The 22,214-nt window shown below is 67.3% G+C and carries 19 protein-coding genes; 15 read left to right on the top strand and 4 right to left on the bottom strand.

The genetic code is table 11. The annotated features are described in order from the left end of the window. Nucleotides 1-27 precede the first annotated feature (27 nt). Nucleotides 28-414 carry a DUF5684 domain-containing protein gene (locus tag JW030_RS05495; protein WP_188044936.1) on the top strand — a complete coding sequence of 129 codons (387 nt, stop codon included), beginning with the start codon at nucleotides 28-30 and terminating at the stop codon, nucleotides 412-414. Between the two features lie 100 nt (nucleotides 415-514). On the opposite strand, the gene JW030_RS05500 is transcribed toward JW030_RS05495, so the two are convergent. Next, on the bottom strand, nucleotides 515-2,299 hold the full coding sequence (locus JW030_RS05500) for a DUF2207 domain-containing protein (RefSeq protein ID WP_188044935.1): 1,785 nt from the start codon (nucleotides 2,297-2,299) through the stop codon (nucleotides 515-517). 181 nt (nucleotides 2,300-2,480) lie between these two features. Here JW030_RS05500 and leuA point away from each other — a divergent pair, with 181 nt between their 5' ends. From leuA to JW030_RS05535, 7 genes are all read left to right on the top strand, one after another. Continuing rightward, complete coding sequence (gene leuA / locus JW030_RS05505; protein WP_188044934.1) at nucleotides 2,481-4,256, top strand: 2-isopropylmalate synthase; 1,776 nt, start codon at nucleotides 2,481-2,483, stop codon at nucleotides 4,254-4,256. 75 nt (nucleotides 4,257-4,331) lie between these two features. Then, nucleotides 4,332-4,955, top strand: coding sequence for a Holliday junction branch migration protein RuvA (ruvA, locus tag JW030_RS05510; protein ID WP_188044933.1), 624 nt, complete (start codon nucleotides 4,332-4,334; stop codon nucleotides 4,953-4,955). Further along, on the top strand, nucleotides 4,952-5,962 hold the full coding sequence (ruvB, locus tag JW030_RS05515; protein ID WP_188044932.1) for a Holliday junction branch migration DNA helicase RuvB: 1,011 nt from the start codon (nucleotides 4,952-4,954) through the stop codon (nucleotides 5,960-5,962). Before ruvA ends, ruvB begins: the two co-directional genes overlap by 4 nt. A gap of 62 nt (nucleotides 5,963-6,024) precedes the next feature. Then, nucleotides 6,025-6,501, top strand: a complete 477-nt coding sequence (gene yajC, locus JW030_RS05520) for a preprotein translocase subunit YajC (RefSeq protein ID WP_241095580.1) — start codon at nucleotides 6,025-6,027, stop codon at nucleotides 6,499-6,501. Between the two features lie 41 nt (nucleotides 6,502-6,542). Beyond that, nucleotides 6,543-8,312, top strand: coding sequence for a protein translocase subunit SecD (gene secD, locus JW030_RS05525; RefSeq protein ID WP_188044931.1), 1,770 nt, complete (start codon nucleotides 6,543-6,545; stop codon nucleotides 8,310-8,312). Beyond that, entirely contained in the window at nucleotides 8,312-9,355 is a 1,044-nt protein-coding gene (secF, locus tag JW030_RS05530; RefSeq protein ID WP_188044930.1) for a protein translocase subunit SecF, read from the top strand. The genes secD and secF overlap by 1 nt, the downstream gene beginning before the upstream one ends. Nucleotides 9,356-9,418: 63 nt before the next feature. Further along, the gene (locus JW030_RS05535; protein ID WP_305798135.1) at nucleotides 9,419-11,668 is read left to right on the top strand and encodes a bifunctional (p)ppGpp synthetase/guanosine-3',5'-bis(diphosphate) 3'-pyrophosphohydrolase; all 2,250 of its coding nucleotides are present in this window, start codon (nucleotides 9,419-9,421) and stop codon (nucleotides 11,666-11,668) included. Between the two features lie 31 nt (nucleotides 11,669-11,699). Here the strand turns inward: JW030_RS05535 and JW030_RS05540 are convergent, their stop codons facing one another. Then, nucleotides 11,700-12,398: a YafY family protein gene (locus tag JW030_RS05540; RefSeq protein ID WP_188044929.1), complete on the bottom strand. Its 699-nt coding sequence runs from the start codon at nucleotides 12,396-12,398 to the stop codon at nucleotides 11,700-11,702. 73 nt (nucleotides 12,399-12,471) lie between these two features. Between JW030_RS05540 and JW030_RS05545 the strand changes: the two genes are divergently transcribed. Continuing rightward, entirely contained in the window at nucleotides 12,472-13,203 is a 732-nt protein-coding gene (locus tag JW030_RS05545; protein ID WP_188044928.1) for an alpha/beta fold hydrolase, read from the top strand. Between the two features lie 105 nt (nucleotides 13,204-13,308). On the opposite strand, the gene JW030_RS05550 is transcribed toward JW030_RS05545, so the two are convergent. Both JW030_RS05550 and JW030_RS05555 read right to left on the bottom strand, forming a co-directional pair. Beyond that, entirely contained in the window at nucleotides 13,309-13,713 is a 405-nt protein-coding gene (locus tag JW030_RS05550) for a hypothetical protein (protein ID WP_206348636.1), read from the bottom strand. 252 nt (nucleotides 13,714-13,965) lie between these two features. Beyond that, a complete protein-coding gene (locus JW030_RS05555; RefSeq protein WP_188044926.1) occupies nucleotides 13,966-15,192 on the bottom strand; it encodes a DUF349 domain-containing protein in 1,227 nt (408 codons plus the stop codon). Nucleotides 15,193-15,318: 126 nt separating this feature from the next. Between JW030_RS05555 and JW030_RS05560 the strand changes: the two genes are divergently transcribed. The 6 genes from JW030_RS05560 to mltG all read left to right on the top strand — a co-directional run bounded on the left by JW030_RS05560 (nucleotide 15,319) and on the right by mltG (nucleotide 22,210). Continuing rightward, nucleotides 15,319-16,701, top strand: a complete 1,383-nt coding sequence (locus tag JW030_RS05560; RefSeq protein WP_188044925.1) for a replication-associated recombination protein A — start codon at nucleotides 15,319-15,321, stop codon at nucleotides 16,699-16,701. Nucleotides 16,702-16,921: 220 nt separating this feature from the next. Beyond that, nucleotides 16,922-17,551 carry a 30S ribosomal protein S4 gene (rpsD, locus tag JW030_RS05565; protein WP_188044924.1) on the top strand — a complete coding sequence of 210 codons (630 nt, stop codon included), beginning with the start codon at nucleotides 16,922-16,924 and terminating at the stop codon, nucleotides 17,549-17,551. 131 nt (nucleotides 17,552-17,682) lie between these two features. After that, nucleotides 17,683-17,907 (top strand): hypothetical protein, encoded by a 225-nt coding sequence (locus JW030_RS05570; RefSeq protein WP_188044923.1) that lies wholly within the window; start codon nucleotides 17,683-17,685, stop codon nucleotides 17,905-17,907. 28 nt (nucleotides 17,908-17,935) lie between these two features. Then, on the top strand, nucleotides 17,936-20,590 hold the full coding sequence (gene alaS / locus JW030_RS05575) for an alanine--tRNA ligase (RefSeq protein WP_188044922.1): 2,655 nt from the start codon (nucleotides 17,936-17,938) through the stop codon (nucleotides 20,588-20,590). Continuing rightward, the gene (ruvX, locus tag JW030_RS05580; protein ID WP_188044921.1) at nucleotides 20,587-21,096 is read left to right on the top strand and encodes a Holliday junction resolvase RuvX; all 510 of its coding nucleotides are present in this window, start codon (nucleotides 20,587-20,589) and stop codon (nucleotides 21,094-21,096) included. Before alaS ends, ruvX begins: the two co-directional genes overlap by 4 nt. A 4-nt stretch (nucleotides 21,097-21,100) precedes the next feature. Beyond that, nucleotides 21,101-22,210: an endolytic transglycosylase MltG gene (gene mltG / locus JW030_RS05585; RefSeq protein WP_188044920.1), complete on the top strand. Its 1,110-nt coding sequence runs from the start codon at nucleotides 21,101-21,103 to the stop codon at nucleotides 22,208-22,210. The last annotated feature ends 4 nt before the right edge of the window (nucleotides 22,211-22,214 follow it).

Genomic DNA, 22,214 nt, shown 5'->3' on the forward strand with positions numbered 1-22,214 from the left:
TGACCACACCAAACCAAGGGGGCAGACATGGACTACAACACCACGATGTTCGACAACATCGCGGAGGTCGCAGGATCCACCACTTCCGTGGTGATTTCGCTCGCGATTTACGTCATCGGCGCGATTGCGATGTGGCGGATCTTCACGAAGGCCGGGTACGCCGGCATCCTCGCGATCATCCCCATCGTCAATGTGATCTTCTTGGTGAAGGTCGCGGGGTACTCCGGCTGGATGTCGCTGTGGTACCTCGTGCCCATCGCGAACTTCATCTTCGGTATTCTCCTCGCGTTCCGCCTCGGCGAGCGTTTTGGGAAGTCCGGTGTGTTCTCGTTCTTCCTGTTGTGGCTGTTCTCGTTGATCGGCCTGCTCATTCTTGGCTTTGGAAGCGCGACCTACACCCGCCGCATCAAGTAGGCGCCGCTCCGAGCGCGACGAACGCCCGCTGGCCCCTCGGGGCTCGGCGGGCGTTCGTGTATGTGCGGGGCGGGCTGAACGGCTCCGCGGCTGGGGCGGGCTACCTCCCGCCTGAGAAGCCGCCGCCCCCGCCACCGCCTGAGAAGCCGCCGCCGCCCGAACCGCTGGAGCTGCTCGAGGAGTAGCTCGCGGACGACCCGACGTACTGCGAGAACTTCGAGATCGACTGATCGAAGCTCTGGCTGCCGAGTGCAAACCCCGGGTACCAGAGCGGAGCCGTGTGCTGGGTCTCGTAGGCGAGCTGCAGTACCTTGCCCCACTCCTTCTCGAGGCCAAAGAGCATTGCATAGGGCAGGAGGCGCTCGTAGATGTGTACCACCTGAGCGCCCTCGACGCCCTGACGATCTGCGCCCGAGTACGACTGCAGCATCTGCAGCCGGTCGGCCTCGGCGACCCTGATGAACTCGCGAACGCCCAAGAGGTACTCGCGTGCTTCGGCGCCCGCTGGAGTGTGCGTCGGCCACTTGATCGAGGACGCGATGGCGACAATCGCGGAGAGAATCAGCGCGAAGACGCTGATCGCGAAGGCGCCGCTCGCATTCATGTGGCCCGTGAACAGGCCGAACGCGGACAGCGCGACGCCGATGAGGGCGATGCCGACGCCGATGAGCCCGAGCCTCGCCGCACCGGGGGCCCGTTGGCCCGCCAAGAGGCCCCGCTGCTTCGCGTCCTTCTGGGCGAACGCGCTGAGGGCGGACATGCGTGAGGAGAAATCGGTGTCGGACTTGGGCAGCGGCAGGGCGGTGCCGACGGGGCTGCCGGCGCCGAAGATCTCGACGAGCGCCCGCGCATCGAGGGGGTCGGCGGCCCTCGACGCGTCCAGCAGTCGGAAGACCGGTTGCTTCGGCTGCTCGCCGTCCTCGACCCGAATCGCCCCGCGTACGGCCAGGTGAATGAACTCGGCGGGAATCGCCGCCTTGGTGCCCTCGAGAATCGCCGGCACCAGTATGGGGGGCAGTGAGTCCGGCACGTCGTACTGGGCGATGATGACGCCCGTCGCGGTGCGTGCCCGCTTGCGGTGCCGGGCGGTGAGGATCCCGGCTGCCGCCGCGAGACCGACCCCGCCTGCCCCGATGCCGATCGGCAGGACGTCCGTCGCGAAGTTCTTCTCACGACTCGTCGGCTGCACGACGGTGCCGGGCGCAAGCGCGATCGCGACCGTCACGCCCGAGTTCGCGGGGAGCGCCAGCGGCTGGAGGATGAACTCCGCGCCGCCGTCGGCCGTCGGCTGTGGCCCCTGGAGAGAGCATGAGGCGGTCGAATTGGCTTCACCGCTGTAGCACGAGGCTGGCCCGCTCAGGGCATTTGCCAGGCGAGGTGAAAAGGCGACCGTCGCACTGAACTCGCGGATCGGCTGTTCGCGCGACAGGGGGAGGAGATCCCAGTAAAACTCGTCGATCGGTGCGTCACCGGGCACGTGAATCACGTTCTGCAGTGTGTAGGTAATGACGTAGGTCTGGAGCCCGTGCACGTACGAGTCATCGCCCGTGAGGACCACCCGAAAATCGTCGTCTGCGTCGAGCGTGAACGGGACTGGCTCGCCGCGCTCGTTCACGACGTTGAAATTGCTGGGGGAGAGCCGGGCGTTGTCGTAGATCTGGGGCACGCCGCGCACCATGCCGCGGTTCTGATCGAACTCGGGGAAATCGGCGACGATGGTCTCGGTGACCTGCGCGACCGCGCGACCCTCGGCGTCGAGGTCGAGGGAGACCCGTTGATCCCAGCTTGCGTACTCGAAGTCCTCGACGTCGGCATGCGCCGCTGCCGGGAAGGCGAGCAGCACCACTGAGGCGAGCGTGAGCGCGGAGAAGAGTCGACCGAACATGGCCCCAGCGTACTGGGGAACGGTCAGCCGCCGATCGCGGTGCTAGAGTGGAAATGTGCTGCACGCTCTGCTTCTCCTTAGCTGCCGCGACGAGGCCTAGTTCTCAGGCCTTCCTCGTCGCGGTGTTTTGCGTGGCCGACCGCTCTGAGTCCAGACGGACTTCGACCCCACGGAGAAGATCATGAAGAACACCCAGCAGCCCTCGCAGATGCCGGTCCACCGGTACCGCCCGTACCACGAGATCATCGCGGTCGATCTGCCCGATCGCACCTGGCCGTCCAAGCGCATCACTCAGGCGCCGCGTTGGTGCGCGGTCGACCTGCGCGACGGCAACCAGGCCCTCATCGACCCGATGAGCCCCGAGCGCAAGCGGATCATGTTTGATCTGCTCGTGCAGATGGGCTACAAGGAGATCGAGGTCGGGTTCCCCTCGGCGAGTCAGACCGACTTCGATTTCGTGCGCCACCTGATCGAGGACAATGCGATCCCCGACGACGTCACCATCCAGGTGCTCACCCAGGCGCGCGAGCACCTGATCACTCGCACTTACGAATCGCTGATCGGCGCGAAGCGCGCGATCGTGCACCTGTACAACTCGACCAGCATCCTCCAGCGCGACGTGGTGTTCCGTCAGGATCGCGAGGGCATCAAGCAGCTCGCGGTGGAGGGCGCGAAGTTCTGTGTCGCGAGTGAGTCCATCGCCGCGGGCACCGAGATCTACTACGAGTACTCGCCCGAGTCGTACACCGGCACCGAGCTCGAGTACGCCGCCGAGGTCTGCAACGCCGTGCTCGAAGTCTTCACGCCCACGCCCGAGCGCAAGGTCATCATTAACCTGCCCGCGACGGTCGAGATGGCGACGCCGAACATCTACGCGGACTCGATCGAGTGGATGGGGCGTCACCTCAACCACCGCGAGAACGTCATCATCTCGCTGCACCCGCACAACGACCGGGGCACGGGCGTTGCCGCGGCAGAGCTCGGGTATCTGGCAGGGGCCGATCGAATTGAGGGGTGCCTGTTCGGAAACGGTGAGCGCACCGGCAACGTCGACCTGGTCGCGCTCGGGATCAACATGTTCACGCAGGGCATCGACCCGCAGATCGACTTCTCTCGCCTGGACGAGGTGCGCCGCACCGCCGAGTACTGCACGCAGCTGCGCGTGCCCGAGCGCAGCCCGTGGGCAGGCGATCTCGTCTACACCGCTTTCTCTGGGTCGCACCAGGACGCGATCAAGAAGGGCTTCGAGCGCATGGCGGCGGATGCCGAGGCCGCCGGCGTCTCGGTCAACGACCTCGAATGGGCCGTGCCGTACCTGCCGGTCGACCCGCGAGACCTGGGTCGCTCGTACGAGGCCGTGATTCGCGTGAACTCGCAGTCGGGCAAGGGCGGAGTCGCCTACCTGCTGCTCACCGACCACGCGCTGGATCTGCCGCGACGCCTGCAGATCGAGTTCAGTGCGGTCGTGCAGGAGCACACCGACACCGAGGGCGGAGAAGTGTCGAGCGACGCGATCTGGACGATCTTCCAGGACGAGTACCTCCCCGTCGGCGGGACGCACACCGAGGCCGAGCGCTGGGGCCAGTACGAGATCACGCGCACGACGAGCACAAGCGCGAGTGATGGCGTCACGGAGCTCTCCGTCGACCTCCGGGTCGCCGACGAGGCCGTCTCCATCACGACCACGGGCAACGGCCCGGTCGATGCCTTCCTCAAGGCGCTGGGGGAGCGCGGCCACGAGATCACCCTGTTCGACTACGTCGAACACGCGATGGGATCGGGCGGCGATGCCCTGGCTGCCGCGTATGTCGACCTCGAGGTCGACGGCACCCGACTGTGGGGCGTCGGCATCGATCCGGACACGAGTCGTGCCGCCCTCAAGGCCATCGTGAGCTCGGTGAACCGAGCGGTGCGCGAGACCGCCGACGATCGTGCTCTGGAGGCCGTCGCGAGCTAAGCACTCGTACATGTGTTCGAGCGCCCCCGGCGTGGGAGATTCTCCCGCCGGGGGCGCACCCGTAGGGTGGCGAGTGTGATTGCTTCAGTGCGCGGTGTAGTGCTCGCTTCCGGATCCGGCTGGGTCGTCGTTGAGATGGGCGGCATGGGCGTGCGCGCCGAGGTGACGGCCGACCTTGCGCTTTCTGCGCGAGCCGGGCACGAGTTGTTCCTCCTCACGTCCCTCGTCGTGCGCGAAGACTCGCTCACGCTCTTCGGGTTTGCCAGCCAGGCCGAGCTGGAGCTGTTTGGTCATCTCATCGCCGTTTCAGGGGTGGGGCCCCGCTCCGCGCTCGGCGTGCTCTCGACGCTGTCGCCGGCCGTGGTCGGGCGCGCGGTCGAGGCTGAGGACGAAAAGCCGTTCAAGAAGGTCAGCGGCATTGGGCCCAAGACGGCGAAACTCATCGTGGTCTCGCTGCAGGGCAAGGTCGAACACCTGGGGGTCGACGACCCGGCGATGGCCCCCGCCGCTCCGAGTGAGGACGCGCAGGTCGTGCTGGGTCTCGTGGGCCTCGGCTGGCCCGAGACCGACGCGGAGGAGGCGGTTGCCGGTGCCCGCGACAGTGGCGCGCCCGAAGACCCGGCTGGTCTGATGCGCGCGGCGCTCGCCCTGCTTCAGGCGCCGAAAGCCGGATCCCGTAGTCGCGGAATGATTCGATGACCGGGCACTCCGCGGAGATTTCCCCGCAGCCAGTGTCGCCCGCCGAACTCAGCTTCGAGGGCGCCCTGCGCCCGGCCACGCTGAACGAGTTCGTGGGCCAGACCAGGGTACGTGAGCAGCTGCGCTTGCTGCTCGAGGCCGCCCAGATGCAGCAGCGCACCCCGGACCACATCCTGCTTGCAGGCCCCCCAGGCCTAGGCAAGACGACGCTCTCCATGATCGTCGCGACCGAGGTCGGGCAGCCCCTGCACCAGACCTCGGGACCTGCCATCCAGCACGCCGGCGACCTCGCAGCGGTGCTCTCCGCGCTCACCCCCGGCGAGGTGCTCTTCATCGACGAGATTCATCGCATGGCACGCAGTGCCGAGGAGATGCTGTACCTCGCGATGGAGGACTTCAAGATTGACATCATGGTGGGCAAGGGGGCAGGCGCGACCTCGATTCCGTTGGAGATCGCACCGTTCACGCTGGTCGGTGCCACGACGCGCGCGGGCCTGCTTCCGAACCCGCTGCGAGACCGGTTCGGTTTCACCGCGCACCTCGAGTTTTACGCCAAGGACGAACTGTTTCGGGTTGCCGAGCGGGCGGCCGGGCTGCTGGACTTTCCGGTCGAGGCGTCGGGCATCAGCGAGATCGCCGGTCGCTCGCGGGGCACGCCCCGCATCGCGAACCGGCTGCTCCGACGCGTGCGCGATTTCAGCCTCGTGCACGGTCGGCCCGGCGATGCCGCGACCGTGCGCGACGCCCTCAAACTCTACGATGTCGACGAATACGGTCTCGATCGGCTTGATCGCGAGGTGCTCCGCGCGGTCGTCGAACGCTTCCGTGGGGGACCGGTCGGGCTCTCCACGCTCGCGGTCTCGGTCGGCGAGGAAGCGGAGACGATCGAATCGGTCGTCGAACCGTTCCTCGTGCGCTCGGGACTGCTCACACGCACCCCTCGCGGGCGCATGGCGACCCCCTTGGCGTGGGCGCACTGCGGTCTTCCCATCCCGGATGCCCTATAGTCGTCTGTGGTCCCCGTGCGCAGTCGCTCTGGGGAGACGTTCACGTGCTCGAAAGGCCCACTGTGCAGAATCTCTTTGCTGATCCGTTCTCCCTCATCATGCTCGCGCTTATCGCCGTGCTGATCATTTTCATGGTCCGGAACGGAAAGAAGCGCCAGCAGGCCGCTCAGGAAATGCAGTCCGGACTCATCCCCGGTGCCGAGGTGATGCTCCAGTCGGGCATCTACGGCACGGTCGAAGAGATCAACGAGGAAGACAACCGCGTCACGCTCCGCAGCGGCACCTCAACGCTCGTCGTGCACCGCAATGCCGTCTCGACCATTGTGACCCCGTCCGACGCGGACGTCGCGGTTGCAGAGACCGTCCACCCCGACGACGACCCCGCGTTCGGCGAGCACGTTGACGCCGCCAAGGCAGACGAGCCCGCGGCACCCGAGTTCCGTAGCCCGTTCGACGGCTCCACCGAGCAGACCGGCGAGAACACGACCGCGGCCGGCGAGGACGACGAGAAGAACGGCGACGCCGCGCCCAAGGCGTAGGCAGTCCCTCCCGACATCTCGACAGAGAAAGCAGACACTTCGTGGCGACCACTCCCGCGGTGAGGAAGGCGCGTCGTTCACTGACGTGGCTCCTCGTCCTGATCCTTGGCCTTGTCGGCCTCATCGGCTACGGCTTCATGCAGGGAGAGGCGACGCTGCACCCGAAGCTCGCGCTTGACCTTGAAGGCGGCACGCAGATCCTGCTTGCCCCCAAGCAGACGGACGGCAACCAGGTGTCGGGCGAGCAGCTCGACCAGGCGGTATCGATCATTCGTCAGCGTGTGAACGCCTCCGGCGTTTCCGAGGCCGAGGTCACCACGCAGGGCAACCAGAACATCTCGGTGTCGATCCCGGGCAAGGCCGACGAGGCCACGCTCGCCCGCATTCAGGCGTCCTCGAAGCTCGAGTTCCGTCCGGTGCTCACCTACACCGGATCCGCAACGTCTGCGCAGGTCGACGGCGGCGATGGCAGCACGGCTGAAGAGCCCGTCGACGGCGAAGCCGCCCCGGCCCCGGAGGCCACGAGCGAGTCGGATCCGTCGATTGATCCGTCGCCGCTGCCGAAGGGCGCCGGCGATGTCGCGTGGCTGACCGAGGGGCTGCAGCAGAAGTTCATGGACTTCACCTGTGACTCTGAGGCCGCGCAGTCGGCAGGCGACGCCCCCGCGGATCGCCCGTTGATCACGTGTGACCCGTCGGGACAGATCAAGTATGTGCTCGGCCCGGTCGAGCTCGGCGGCGAAGTCATCACTGACGCTGTCGCTCAGCCCGAGACCACCAGCACCGGCGCTACGACCGGCGGCTGGGTGGTGCAGATCACCATGAACAAGGCCGGCACCAAGGCGTTCGGCGAGGTCAGTACCCGGCTCTACGGCGCGCAGGCGCCGATGAACCAGTTCGCGTTTGTGCTCGATGGCAAGGTGCTCTCGGCGCCGACCATGCAGGCACAGATCCTCGACGGACGACCGTCCATCTCGGGTGGGTTCACGCAGGACAGCGCGAAGGCGCTCGCCGATCAGCTGAAGTTCGGCGCCCTTCCGGTCAGTTTCGTCGTGCAGAGCCAGGAAGACATTTCGGCGACGCTCGGCACGAACCAGCTGCAGGCGGGCCTGCTCGCGGGTCTCATCGGCTTGCTGCTCGTCGTCGTGTACTCGCTCATCCAGTACCGCGTGCTCGGACTCCTCACGGTCGCCTCGCTCGTGGTCGCCGCGGTGCTCACCTACCTCCTGCTCACCCTCATGTCGTGGCGCGAGGGCTACCGCCTCTCGCTCGCCGGCGTCGCGGGTGTCATTGTCGCAATCGGTATCACCGCTGACTCCTTCATCGTCTACTTCGAGCGCATTCGAGACGAGCTGCGGGACGGGCGCGGGCTTGAGTCCGCGGTCGAGGCCGGTTGGAAGCGCGCGATCCGGACGGTGCTCGCCTCGGATGGCATCAACTTCCTGGCGGCGGCGATCCTGTTCCTCCTCGCGATCGGCAACGTCCGCGGCTTCGCGTTTACGCTGGGTTTGACGACCATTGTCGACGTCCTCGTCGTCGTGCTGTTCACGCACCCGCTCATGACGCTGCTCTCGCGCACCCGCTTCTACAAGAACGGTCACCGGTTCTCTGGCCTGGATCCGCGCCAGCTCGGCGCGGTCTACCGGGGTCGCGCGCAGTTCCGGGAGCCCGTGGTCGCCGCGAGCGGCCCCGGCAAGAAAGTCGCTGCGAGCCAGAAAGAGGCGCAGCGTCGCCAGACCATCGCAGAACGCAAGGCCGCCGAGGCTGCCGGACTCACCGATGCCGCTGTCGCGGCAGGGAAGGACTCCTGATGGGTCTCTCACTTGCACGCTTCGGCAACGACCTCTACACCGGCGAGCGCTCGTTCAACATTGTTGGACGCCGTAAGACCTGGTACATCGTCGCCGCAATCCTGATTCTCGTCTCGATCCTGGGCCCGCTGTTGCGCGGCGGGTTCACGTTCGGCATCGAGTTCTCGGGCGGCAGCCAGTTCCAGGTTCACACGACCTCGAGCCAGGATCGCGACCTCGGCACCGCCGAGGCCGCAGTCGCCTCGGTGCTCCCCGACAGCGCCCCGCGCATCTCGCTCGTAGGCCAGACCGACATTCGGGTACAGACCGAGCAGCTGGACGAGGAGAAAAGCCGTGAGCTGAAGGCTGCCCTCGCGAAGGCGTACGGTGTCGACGAGTCGACGATCACCTCGTCCTACATTGGTGCCGCCTGGGGGCAAGACATCACCCGTCAGGCCATCATCGCGCTCATCGTGTTCATCGTGTTCGCGGCGGTCGTCATGGCGATTTATTTCCGCACCTGGAAGATGTCGCTCGCGGCCATGATCGCGCTGTTCCACGACCTGATCATCACCGCGGGCGTGTACGGCATCACCGGCTTCGAGATCACCCCGGCGGCCATGATCGGCTTCCTCACGATCCTTGGGTACTCGCTGTACGACACGGTGGTGGTGTTCGACAAGATCCGCGAGAACACCGCGATTGGCGAGCTCAACGATCAGCGGACCTTCGGCGAGGCGGTGAACCTCGCGGTGAACCAGACGCTCGTGCGCTCGATCAACACCTCGGTGGTGGCGCTCTTGCCGGTCGCCTCGATTCTGTTCATCGGCGCGTTTGTGCTCGGAGCGGGAACGCTGCGGGACATCTCGCTCGCCCTGTTCATCGGCATCCTGGTCGGCGCGTACTCGACGATCTTCATCGCGGCCCCGCTGTACGCCCACCTGCGCGAACACGAGCCCGCGATTGTCAAGCACGACAAGAAGGTACTGCGCATCCGTGAGCGCGGCGCGCACGCGGCTGACGCCGACGTCGAAGCGGCGGCCCCGGAAGCGGCCAAGGCGTAGATTCCATCACCACGCCCCGGGACCCGGGGCGTGGTGTAGCGTTCCAACAGAGGAGGTGATCACGTGACTGAGGGAAACCCTGGCACAACGAGCACCTCCTTGCGGCGTCTCGTGCCCCGCATCTTCTCGCGGGGGAACGCCCCCGGTGCCGTGGAGCAGCTCGTGCGCACGGTTCGCGCGAACCACCCGCGCTCCGACGCCTCGGTTATCGAGCGCGCGTACACGGTCGCGGAACGCGCGCACCGCGGGCAAAAGCGGCGAAGTGGCGAGCCGTACATCACGCACCCGATCGCCGTCGCGCAGATCCTGGCGGATCTCGGGGTCGCTCCCGTTGCGGTCGCTGCGGCGCTCCTTCACGACACCGTGGAGGACACCGAGTACTCGCTCGAGCAGCTCACCACCGAGTTCGGCGAAGAGATCGCGATGCTCGTCGACGGCGTCACCAAGCTTGACAAGGTGAAGTACGGCGACAGCGCGCAGGCCGAGACCGTGCGCAAGATGATCGTCGCGATGTCGAAGGACATCCGTGTGCTCGTGATCAAGCTGGCCGACCGTCTGCACAACGCGCGGACCTGGGGCTTTGTCTCGTCGGAATCGGCGAAGCGCAAGGCGCAGGAGACACTCGAGATCTACGCGCCGCTCGCGCACCGCCTCGGCATCCAGTCGATCAAGAACGAGCTCGAGGACCTCTCGTTTGCGGTCCTCAAGCCGAAGCTGTATGCCGAAATCGACAACCTCGTCGGCCAGCGCAACCCGGAGCGCGAGGAGCTCGTCGGCCGCGTGATCGGCGCTCTCGAGTCGGACCTGCGCGAGTCGCGCATCCGCGGCGAGGTCACTGGCCGCCCGAAGCAGCTGTATTCGATCTACCAGAAGATGATCGTCCGGGGGCGCGACTTCGACGACATCTACGACCTCGTCGGCATCCGGGTGCTCGTGCACACGATCCGTGATTGTTACGCGGTACTCGGCGCCGTGCACGCCCGGTGGACCCCGATTCCCGGACGCTTCAAGGACTACATCGCGACCCCGAAGTTCAACCTGTACCAGTCCCTGCACACGACGGTCATCGGCCCCGACGGTCGCGCTGTCGAGATTCAGATCCGCACGTTCGAGATGCACCAGCGCGCGGAGTATGGCGTCGCGGCACACTGGAAGTACAAGCAAGGGGCGAACGCGAGCGGTGCGCAGCCCTCGGCTGACATGGCCTGGCTTGCACATATCTCCGACTGGCAAGCCGAGACGGAAGACCCGAGCGAGTTCCTCGACGCCCTGCGCTTCGAGATCGGCGCGAAGGAGGTCTACGTCTTTACGCCCAAGGGGCGCGTGGTGGGCCTGCCGGCCGGTGGCACGACGGTTGACTTCGCCTATGCGGTGCACACCGAGGTGGGACACCGCACGATGGGCGCCCGCGTCAACGGCCGGCTCGTGCCGCTCGAGACCGAGCTGCAAAACGGCGACGTCGTCGAGGTGTTCACCTCCAAGAATCCCGATGCAGGCCCCAGCCAGGACTGGCTGAACTTTGTCAAGAGCAAGCGCGCCCAGAACAAGATCCGGCAGTGGTTCACCAAGGAGCGCCGCGACGAGGCGGTCGAGCAGGGCAAGGAAGCGATCTCCCGGGCGATGCGCAAGCAGAACCTTCCGCTCCAGAAGCTCATGAGCGCCGAGGCCTTCCCCCAGGTGGCGCTGCAGTTGCGCTACGCCGATGTGTCGGCGCTGTATGCCGCGGTCGGCGAGGGACATGTCTCGACGCAGTCGGTGATCGAGAAGGTCCTCGCGAACCTCACCGAGCAGGACAACTCATCGGAAGAGGCCTTCATTCCGGCGGAGCCGTCACCCGCGCGCCGCCGCGCGAAGCCTGATGCGAACAGCGGCGTCGTCGTGAAGGGTGCTTCGGACATCCTGGTCAAGCTAGCAAAGTGCTGCACGCCGGTTCCCGGGGACCCGATCATGGGGTTCATCACCAAGGGCCAGGGCGTCTCGGTACATCAGGTCGACTGCGTGAACTTCCTCGCCCTGAAGAGCCAGGCCGATCGCTTGGTCGAGGTGGAGTGGGCGCCGACGACGAAGAGCATCTTCCTGGTGCAGATTCAGGTGGAGGCGCTTGATCGCGCCGGCCTGCTCTCGGATGTGACCCGCGTGCTTTCAGAGCACCACGTGAATATTCTCTCCGCATCGGTGCAGACGTCCACCACGCGACTCGCGATCAGTCGGTTTGCGTTCGAGATGGCCGACACGTCGCACCTTGACCGGGTGCTCAACGCGGTGCGCCGCATCGACGCCGTCTACGACGTCTATCGCGTGAGCGGGGCCTAACGGTCCTCCCTGGCGAGTGGCTTCGCCTGGTTCAAGCGTCCCAGCCGTGTACCGGCCGGGCGCCAACCGGGGCCGCCCCCACCTCGTCGATCGTGTGGCCGCTGCAGGCTGCCTGCGTCACCGTGGCCCGTTCGACGCGCGACACGGCAAACCATCGCATGGCGTCGCGCAGACGGCACCAACCGATCAGGTACCACTGGCCATTCGTCGAGGCGAACAGCACGGGTTCGACGTCGCGGGTAGTCGTGCGTCCGTCCCCGGACGTGTAGCGAAGGCGGATGACGCGCTGCTCCGTCATCGCCGCTTCCAGCGCGGACTTGGTCGCGCGCGAGGGCACGGGAGGGCTATTGACCCATACCCGGCTGGCCAATTCGTCCGCCCGCGCACGAGTCCTGGGGTCGAGGACGTCCAGGATCTTGCGCATTCCTGCGGTCGCCAGGTCGGCATAGGGGGCGTCGGGCGCCGCGGACACCGCCGCCATGAGCGCGACCGCCTGCGCCGGAGACAGGCTGACCGGCGGCAGGGTAGCGCCGTGAGCCAGCCCATACCCACCGCCCGGCCCCGGGCGCGACCAGAGCGGTGCACCGCTGTTCTCGAGCGCGTCGAGGTCCCGCTTGATCGTGCGCTCGGACACCGCGAACTCGCTCGCCATGCGTGACGCCGAGATCCCGCGGGCCCCGCCGCGGCGCAACATCTCCGAGAGCGCGTGCAGGCGCTCCGCTCGTTTCACGCTGCACGTGTTTCTGAATTCATGACATAAATAGTGACATACCCGTGTCCGGAGGGCCTGCAAAAGTAGTGACATGAAGAACACAACGAGCAGCCCGACCGTCATTCTGATCCCCGGCCACTGGCTGGGCGCGTGGGCGTGGGACGAGGTGCTGGAACAGCTGCAGCCTGATTGTCTGCGCGCCGTCGCGATGACCCTGCCGGGGCTCGATGCGAAGGACCCGGCGCGAGCGACGCGGACCCTCGAGTCTCAGGTCGAGGCGATTCTGGACGTCTTGGCGCAACACGGGAATGCTCCGGCAGTGCTGGTGGCCCACAGCGGCGCGAACGCACCCGTCAGCCTCGTCTTGGACCGACACCCCGAACGAGTCCGCCGAGTGGTGTGGGTCGACTCCGGCCCGGTGGCACCCGGGACAATCTTTGCCCCAGACTTCCCGGAAGACCTGGCGGAGCTTCCGCTGCCGCCTTTCGATGTTCTCAGACAGCAGGCGAGTCTCGATGGCCTGAGCGCAGACGCGCTCGAGCGATTTCGGGTCCGCGCCGTCCCCGAGCCCGGGCCTGTACTTCGCGAGCCGATTGAGTTGACGGGCGACGCGCGCCGGGGCGTCCCGACGACCCTGGTCTGTTGCTCGCTCCCGGGCGCGCAGATGCTCGAGCTGGCGCGCGCAGGGCACCCCATGTTCGCTGAGGTTGCCGCCCTCGAGCAGCTCGACGTCGTTGACCTCCCGACGGGCCACTGGCCCATGTGGAGTAAGCCCCGCGAGCTCGCCGAGATCATCCAGGCTGAGGCGTCGCGGGCCGACTGATCTCCGCGCACGTCGAGCTCGGTTCGCACACCCGGCCGTTCCCTGCGGCTGCTTCCCTGCGGCTGCTTCCTTGCGGCTGCGTCCCGGAGGCTGCGTCCCGGAGGCTCAGACGTCTCCGAGTCGCTCGAGCGCGCGTCGTCGATGAGGCACGGGGCGCCGTGCGAGGCTGGCGGCCACCTCGGCAGCGCCCCCGGGGACCAGGCGCAGGAGCAATCGGCACGCGGCGCGATCGGGTGCGCCAAAGTCCTCCCGTAGACGCAGGAGGTCGCTGACGGTCCGTGCGGGCGTGCTGACGCGTAGCCCGCCGAACTGATGCAGTTCGCCGGCGTCAAAGCGGAGGTCGCGTACCCGGAGCCCGGGGTCGAAGCGCTCGGCGGCCGCGCCGCCGCGTCCGCCGGCAACCTCGACCGGCCTGTCCAACGCGCGACGCGCGCCCCAGACCCACGCCGCGGTCGCGAGGACGGCAGCGAGGCTGGGGGAGCACAGCTGCTCGAGCGTCGCCGCCCGCACGCGCGGTGCCTCAGGCCAGGCGACGGGCCTGAGGCCTGGTCCGCACGGAACGAGTGTGCCGCGTAGGCGCTCCGCTGATCGCACGGCAGGCGGCAAGAGGTGAATTGGCGGAGGGCCGGGCGAATGGGTCATGGCACCATCGTGTGGGGGTGCCCAGAAACACGCCAGCCCCTGGACCGGATCTGTGGAGAACCGGCCCAGGGGCTGTGTGGTGGACGGGGAATGCCCGGCCAGGGGAACTGAGACGCGTGCCTAGGCTCCGAGGGCTTCGAGCCAGGAGCGCTGCGTCGCGAGCTTCTCCTCGGCCTCGGCCTTCGCCTTCGGGGTCTTGGCTGATTCGGCCTCGGCGGTGAGCTCGGCGATCGAGGCCTCGAGCTGGCCGCGCAGGCCCTCGCTGCGAGCCTTGGTCTCCGGGTTCGACGCACGCCAGTGCGCCTCCTGCAGCGCCTTCACGTGATCTTCAACCGCACGAATGCGGCCGTCGATGGTGCGCAGCGCCTCGCGAGGCACGCGGCCGATCTCGTCCCAGCGAAGCTGGATGTCGGTGAGGCGCTTGCGAGCGGCATCATGATCGGTCGACTGCAACAGCGGCTCAGCCTCGACGAGCAGAGCCTCCTTCAGCACGAGGTTCTCCTGCTCTTCCTCGCTCGACTGGGCGACCTCTGCGGCCTTGGCCGAGTAAAGCACGTCACCCGCGGCCTTGAATCGCGCCCAGAGCTGGTCGTCGAGCTTGCGGCTTGCGTGGCCCGATGCCTTCCACTCGTCGAGCAGGCGACGGTACTCGGGAATGGCCTCGGTGCCGCGGCCCGCGAGCGCCTCTGCGGAGGCAATGATGCGCTCCTTGCGCTGCTTGACGTCCTTGTTCGTCGCGTCCATCTGCGTGAAGAAGTTGCGACGGGCGGTGTCGAGGTGCTGGCGGGCGGTACGGAACCGCTTCCAGAGCGCGTCGGCCTGACCCTTGGGCACCTGGGGGCCGGTGCGCTGGGCCGCCTGCCACTGCGTGAAGAGGTCCTCGATCGCCTGCGACGTCTCCTTCCAGCGAATCGACGCCTCGGGCTGCGCGGCGAGCCGCTCTGCCTCGACGACGATGGCCTCGCGCTGGGCGATCGCCTCGGCACGGGCGGCTTCGCGCTCGGCCTTCTGCTGATCGCTGAGCTCGTGTGCCTTGCCGCCGAGCTTCTCCACTCGTGCGCGTAGCGCCGCGAGGTCGCCGACAGCGGCTGGTTCGCGCAGTTGTTCCTGCAGGCGCGAAACCGTCGAGCTCAGGTCGGCGGATCCGGTGCCCTTGTTCACGCGCTGTTCGAGCAGCGTGACCTGGCCCGCGAGATCCGCGAACTTGCGCTGGAAGTAGGCAAGTGCCTCCTCTGCGGTACCGTCTGGGTATTGGCCGACGGCACGCTCGGTCTCGCCGTCGCGGACGTAGACCGTATTCGTCTCGTCGACGCGGCCCCAGGGCGTCTCGTTCGTAGCTTCGCTCACCGTGTGTTCACCTGTTCCGTGATCCGTAGAGGTCGACGAGTCGTCGACCGGTCTATACCCTCACCAACTATGCCATAGGCGACGGCCGTCCATGCTGTCGGCGGGCCTCGCCGATACGATGGCGGAATGAATGATTCCTCTCTCGCGGGTGCGGGGCAGACGGCTCCGCTCGCGGTCCGCATGCGTCCGCGCTCGCTTGACGAGGTCGTGGGTCAGCAACATTTGCTCCGACCAGGATCCCCACTGCGCACGCTCGCGGCCGAGGACGCGGGGGCGTCGGGCGCCGTCTCCGTGATCCTGTGGGGCCCGCCGGGTACTGGAAAGACGACGCTCGCGCAGGCGATCGCCCATTCGAGTGGCCGCAGTTTCGTGGAGCTCTCGGCGGTGAATGCCGGCGTGAAAGACGTGCGCATCGTGATGGAGCGCGCGCTCAACAACCGCGATCTGTACGGCATCGCGACCGTGTTGTTCTTGGATGAGATTCACCGGTTCAGCAAGGCGCAGCAGGACGCGCTGCTGCCCGGCGTCGAGAACGGCTGGGTGACGCTCGTCGCCGCCACGACCGAGAATCCGTCGTTTTCGGTCATCAGCCCGCTGCTCTCGCGCTCGCTCCTGCTCACGCTCGAACCGCTCGACGACGATCAGCTGCGCGAGCTCCTCACCCGCTCGATCACCGACGATCGCGGGCTCGCAGGTCGCGTCGAGGTCACCGATGAGGCGATGGCCGCGATGATTCAGCTTTCCTCGGGCGACGCGCGGCGCGCCCTGACGGCGCTCGAGGCGGCCGCCTCGTCCGCGCTCGCGCTGGCCGCGGAGGGCGAGGAGGGCGAGGAGGGGGCCAAAGCGGTCGTCACCGGCGACGTCGTCGCGGAGTCCGTCAACCGCGCGCTGCTGCGCTACGACAAGAACGGCGACGAGCACTACGACGTGATCAGCGCGTTCATCAAGTCGCTACGTGGCTCTGACCCGGACGCCGCAATTCACTATCTGGCTCGCATGATCGAGGCGGGGGAGGACCCGCGCTTCATTGCTCGCCGCCTCATGGTGCACGCCGCCGAGGACGTGGGGATGGCTGACCCGCAGGCACTGCTGATTGCAGTGGCGGCGGCGGAGGCGACACAGATGATCGGGCTGCCCGAGGCCCGGATCCCGCTCGCCGAGGCCACGATCTACATCGCGACCGCACCGAAGTCCAACGCCGTGATCAGCGCGATCGACAGTGCGATCTCCGATGTGCGCGCCGGCCGCTTTGGTCGGGTGCCCAAGCCGCTGCGCGACGCCCACTACGCGGGCGCTAAGCGCCTGGGGCACGGTGTCGGCTACCAATACCCGCACAGCGACCCGCTCGGCGTGTCTCGACAGCAGCACCTCGCCGACGAGCTCGCGGGGCGCCGGTATTACCTGCCCACCACTCACGGAAACGAGCGTGCGGTGAGTGAACGGCTGGAGAAAATCCTGCGGATTGTGCACGGCGAACCGCGCGGGCGCGATGGCGCCGACAGTACGTGATAGACTAGACGCTGGCCAACGCCCCAGTGGTTTCGCGTTCACGCGAGCCTCACTGTTGGGGTGGCACGACTCGGACGCCGGGTTGCTGCAACTGGTCGTTCCCTCACCGGATACGGTTCGTCGCGTCGCGTGCATTCCTTTGTGAATGCGGGCGTGACATGGCCGAGAGAACAATGCGTGATCGCGCCGCGATCGCGTCAAGCAACCTGAAAGGACATCTGTGTCGACTACGTCGCGTACGCGCAGCCAGACTCGTCTTTCCCGCTCGCTCGGGATTGCCCTTACCCCCAAGGCAGCTCGCTACCTTGAGAAGCGCCCCTATGGCCCCGGCCAGCACGGACGCACCAAGCGGAAGTCGGATTCCGACTATGCCGTTCGCCTGCGGGAGAAGCAGCGTCTTCGCGCCCAGTACGGCATCCGCGAGAAGCAGCTGCTCATCGCGTTCAAGGAAGCCCGTCGTCAGGACGGCCTGACCGGTGAGAACCTGGTCGAGATCCTCGAGATGCGTCTCGACGCACTCGTGCTGCGTGCAGGATTCGCCCGCACCACGGCGCAGGCTCGCCAGCTCATCGTGCACCGTCACATCATGGTCAACGGCCAGCTGGTGGATCGCCCGTCGTTCCGCGTGAAGCCCGGTCAGGTCATCCACGTCAAGGAGCGCTCGGAGGGCCTCGAGCCCCTGCAGGTCGCTGCTGCCGGCGGCCACGCCGAGGTGCTTCCCCCGGTTCCCGGTTACCTCGAGGTCGAGCTCGACAAGCTGCAGGCACGCCTGCTGCGTCGTCCGAAGCGCGCCGAGGTCCCCGTGACCTGTGAAGTTCAGCTCGTCGTTGAGTACTACGCTGCTCGCTAGTCTCAACTGAGCGTTTCGCGAAGGGGGTGCCGCATCTTGCGGCGCCCCCTTCGTGGTATCCGCGCGGGGCATATCCCTGCCGCTACGATGAACGGGTGCCGATCGCGGGATCGGCGGGAGGGACCACGCACATGCGAAAGCTCACTTGGCTCATAAGCGGAGTGGCGCTCGGCTTCGCCGCCGCGCACTTCGTCAACCAGACCCCCGAGGGTCGTCGATTCTTCGACCGCCTCGGCCAGGGCGCTCGCGAATTCAGCGACGCCGTCGCGAGCGGCTACCGCGAAGTTGAGCCCGAAGCGGCGCTCGACGACGTCGAGGCCGCCCTGGGTCGCCTGCGCGACAATACCGCCGAATAACACGCAACACGAAGGATTCCGATCACCCATGCAGACCGCTGAAATCCGTCGCCGTTGGCTCGACTTCTTCGCTGAGCGCGGGCACACCGTTGTTCCCTCGGCGTCCCTTGTGAGCGACGACCCCACCCTGATGTTCACGGTGGCCGGCATGGTGCCGTTCGTGCCCTACCTCTCGGGCATGGTCCCCGCGCCGTACCCGCGCGCGACGAGCGTGCAGAAGTGCATCCGCACCAACGACATCGAGGAGGTCGGGCGCACCCCGCGCCACGGCACCTTCTTCCAGATGTGCGGCAACTTCTCGTTCGGCGATTATTTCAAGGAAGGCGCGATCCGCAACGCCTGGGACCTGCTCACCACCTCCGAGGCGGCGGGTGGCCTGGGCTTCGAGGCCAAGGACCTCTGGGTGACGATCTACGAGGACGACGACGAGGCGTTTGCGCTGTGGCGCGACATCGCCGGTCTCCCCGCAGAGCGGATCCAGCGCCTGGGCAAGGAGACCAACTACTGGTCCACCGGTCAGCCGGGCCCCGCCGGCCCGTGCTCGGAGATCTTCTTCGACCGCGGCCCCGCCTACGGCATCGACGGCGGCCCCGCGACGGACGACGATCGCTACGTCGAGATCTGGAATCTCGTCTTCATGCAGTACGAGGTCGATCAGGTGACCTCCAAGACCGACTTCCGCATCCTGGGCGAACTGCCGAAGAAGAACATCGACACGGGCATGGGGCTCGAGCGCGTCGCGTTCCTCAAGCAGGGCGTCGAGAACATGTACGAGATCGACCAGGTGCGCCCGGTGCTCGACGCCGCGGCAAAGCTGGCCGGCAAGACCTACGGCGCCGACCACGGCGACGACGTGCGTCTGCGCATTGTCGCCGACCACGTCCGCTCGGGACTCATGCTCATCGGCGACGGGGTCACTCCCTCCAACGAGGGGCGCGGCTACATCCTGCGCCGCCTGCTGCGCCGCGTCGTCCTCTCGATGCGCCTGCTCGGCGTCGAGGGCGCCACGTTCCCCGAGCTCTTCACCGCGTCGCGCGACGCCATGCAGGAGTCCTACCCCGAAATCGCCGACAACTTCGGCTTCATCTCGGCGTCGGCATTCGGGGAGGAGCGCACGTTCCTTCGCACCCTGCAGTCCGGCATCCAGATTTTGGACGAGGCAGTCTCGGCAGCGAATGAGGCGAAGACCGCGCTTCCCGGCCCGACCGCGTTCCTGCTTCACGATACGCACGGCTTCCCGATCGAGCTCACGCTCGAGATCGCCGAAGAGGCGGGGGTAAGCGTCGACCGCGAGGTCTTCACGAATCTCATGCAGGCCCAGCGCGACCGCGCGAAGGCCGACGCGAAGGCCAAGAAGGGTCAGCGCGCAGACCTCTCGGTCTACCGCGAGCTTCGTGGCCTCGGCTCGACGGCGTTCACCGGCTATGACGAGCTGAACCACGAGTCCCGCGTGCTCGGCATCGTCGTGGACGGCGTGCCGGCCGTGGCGGCGCACGAGGGCCAGACGGCCGAGGTCGTGCTCGCCGAGACCTCGCTGTGGGCCGAGTCGGGCGGTCAGGACTCTGATCAGGGCGTCATCGTCGGAAACGGCTTCGAGCTCGAGGTGCTCGACGTACAGCGCCCCGTACAGGGCCTCATCGTGCACACGGTGCTCGTCCGCATCGGCACCGTCGCGGTCGACGACCGCGCCGAGACCCGCGTCGACGCCGGCTATCGCCGCGGCGCCACGCAGGCCCACTCCGGCACGCACATCGTGCACGCGGCCCTTCGCCAGATCCTCGGCGAGACCGCGCATCAGGCGGGCTCGTACAACAAAGCCGGCTACCTACGTCTCGACTTCACGCACAATGCGGCACTGTCGCACGAGACGAAGAGCGAGATTGAGGAGGTCTCGAACCTCGCGATCCGCGCCAACTACGACGTCGTGACCCGCGAGATGGGGCTCGACGAGGCCAAGGCGCTCGGCGCCATGGCCTTGTTCGGCGAGAAGTATGGCGACCGCGTCCGCGTCGTCGATATCGGCGGCGCCTGGTCGCGCGAGCTGTGTGCCGGCACCCACGTCGGCGCGTCGAGCGAGATCGGCATGATCAACCTCCTGACCGAGAGCTCGATCGGCTCCACGAACCGCCGTATCGAGTCGCTCGTCGGATTCGAAGCGTTCCAGAACTTCGCGGCCGAGCGCGCCATCGTGCAGGAACTCGCGACCGGGCTCAAGACGCCGCGGGCCGAGCTCGTCGGCAAGGTGCGGGACCTGGGCGTGCAGCTTCGGGCCGCTGAGAAGAAGATTGCGGCGCTCGAGGCCGCAAAGCTTGCCGAACGGGTGCCCCAGCTCGCTGAGTCCGCCGAGGCCATCGGCGAACTGCGCGTTGTCTTGCGCGACCTCGGCGAGGTCGGCTCGCCCGACGACATTCGTTCGCTCGCCCTGCAGGTGCGCGAGCGCCTCTCGGGTCAGCCCGCGGTTGTCGTGCTCGCGGGACACGCTTCGGGCAAGCCCGTGGTGATCGCTGCGACGACGCCGGAGGCCCGCGAGCGTGGCGCGAAAGCCGGAGCGCTCGCAAAACTTGGCGCAGGCGTGCTCGGCGGCGGCGGCGGTGGCAAGGACGACCTGGCCCAGGGCGGCGGCACCGACGTGTCCCAGATCGGCACCGCGCTGGCCGAGATTCGCCGGGCTATCGCCGGATGAGCGTGATCGGGGGAGTCCGGCTGGGCATCGACGTCGGGCGCGCCCGGATCGGCGTCGCCCGCTGCGACCTCCACGGCATGCTGGCGACCCCGGTCGAGACCGTCCCGCGCGCGAAGAACGCGAAGGGCGAGCTCTCGCCCGGGACCGATGTCGCGCGGATCCTGGCAATTGTGTCGGAGGAGGGTGCGCGTGGACTCATCATCGGCCTCCCGCTGAACATGCGGGGCGAGTCGACCGCGTCGACTGACGACGCCCGGGATTTCGCGCAGCTGCTCGCCGACCGCGCCCCGCACCTCGAGGTGCGGCTCGTCGACGAGCGCCTCTCAACTGTCTCGGCGCAGAGCCAGCTGCGCAGTGTAGGAAAGAAGACCAAAGAGTCTCGCGGAGTGATCGACCAGGCTGCGGCCGTTGTCATTCTGCAGCATGCGCTCGAGATTGAGCGTGTGCAGGGCGTGCCAGCAGGATCGCTGCTCGCCCCGAACGACGGCACCGAGGCGGGGGCATAACGGGATGGCACGACACACACCGAAGGAGCGAGGCAAGACCGGGAAGCGGGTGCTGGTCTCGCTGATCGTCGCCGCAGTGCTGCTCGGCGGGCTGGGCACGGTCGGCGCAATCGCGTGGGCCGAGTACGGCGACCGGATTTCGCAGGCGCTGGGGTGGACGAGCAACGACTACGAGGGCGAGGGCACCGGCGAGGTGCTCATCACCATCACCTCGGGCGAGATCGGCGAGGATATTGCCGCGAGCCTTGCGGAGGCGGACGTCGTCAAGACCTCCGAGGCCTTCTACGCGCTGCTGCTCGAGCAGGATCCCGCGGTCGAGTTCCACCCGGGCACGTACCGGCTCAAGCTGCAGATGAGCTCGGCCGCGGCGCTTGCTGCCCTCGAGGATCCCGCGAACCGGATGGAGCTCACCGTGACGATTCCGGAGGGATCCCGGACCGTTCGCGCGTTCGAGCTCATCTCGGGCGTCACTGAAATCCCCCTCGCGGACTTCGAGGCGGCGAACGCCGACCCGCAGCGGTTTGGTCTGCCCGAGCAGGCGGTCTCCCTCGAGGGCTACCTGTTCCCGGCCACGTACACGTTCACGCCTGAGGACACGGCGGACACCGTGATCCAGAAGATGATCGACCGGATGTACCAGGCGCTCGCTGAGCACGGCGTGCCCGCGGGGGACGAGTATCGCGTGCTCACGCTGGCCTCGGTCGTGCAGCTCGAGGCCGGGAGCAACCCGGCAGACTTCCCCAAGATCGCTCGCGTGTTCCTGAACCGGCTCGACCAGGGCGTGCTGCTGCAGTCGGACGCCACCGTCGCGTACGGCACCGGCAACACGCACACGGTCTGGACGACACCGGAGGAGCGCGCCGACACCTCGAACCTCTGGAACACGTACGCGCTGCCGGGGCTGCCCGTGGGTCCCATCGGCATGCCCGGCGACGTCGCGATCGACGCGGCCATGCACCCGGCCGACGGCCCCTGGATGTTCTTCATGCCGATCAACCTCGAGACGGGGGAGACCGCGTACGCGGTGACCGGCGAAGAGCACGAGGCAAACGTGCAGCGCCTCGCCGAATGGTGCACTGCGGCGCGCGAGCAGGGTCAGAAATACTGTGACTGATGCG

The sequence above is a fragment of the Leucobacter sp. CX169 genome, assembly GCF_017161405.1.
GTDB lineage: Bacteria > Actinomycetota > Actinomycetes > Actinomycetales > Microbacteriaceae > Cx-87.

Coding starts and splice junctions, on each gene's coding strand:
- JW030_RS05570 (WP_188044923.1), top strand. CDS start 17,683: ATGCGAAAGCTCACTTGGCTCATAAGCGGAGTGGCGCTCGGCTTCGCC.
- mltG (WP_188044920.1), top strand. CDS start 21,101: ATGGCACGACACACACCGAAGGAGCGAGGCAAGACCGGGAAGCGGGTG.
- ruvB (WP_188044932.1), top strand. CDS start 4,952: ATGACCGGGCACTCCGCGGAGATTTCCCCGCAGCCAGTGTCGCCCGCC.
- JW030_RS05495 (WP_188044936.1), top strand. CDS start 28: ATGGACTACAACACCACGATGTTCGACAACATCGCGGAGGTCGCAGGA.
- alaS (WP_188044922.1), top strand. CDS start 17,936: ATGCAGACCGCTGAAATCCGTCGCCGTTGGCTCGACTTCTTCGCTGAG.
- JW030_RS05545 (WP_188044928.1), top strand. CDS start 12,472: ATGAAGAACACAACGAGCAGCCCGACCGTCATTCTGATCCCCGGCCAC.
- leuA (WP_188044934.1), top strand. CDS start 2,481: ATGAAGAACACCCAGCAGCCCTCGCAGATGCCGGTCCACCGGTACCGC.
- JW030_RS05500 (WP_188044935.1), bottom strand. CDS start 2,299: ATGTTCGGTCGACTCTTCTCCGCGCTCACGCTCGCCTCAGTGGTGCTG.
- secF (WP_188044930.1), top strand. CDS start 8,312: ATGGGTCTCTCACTTGCACGCTTCGGCAACGACCTCTACACCGGCGAG.
- ruvX (WP_188044921.1), top strand. CDS start 20,587: ATGAGCGTGATCGGGGGAGTCCGGCTGGGCATCGACGTCGGGCGCGCC.
- JW030_RS05560 (WP_188044925.1), top strand. CDS start 15,319: ATGAATGATTCCTCTCTCGCGGGTGCGGGGCAGACGGCTCCGCTCGCG.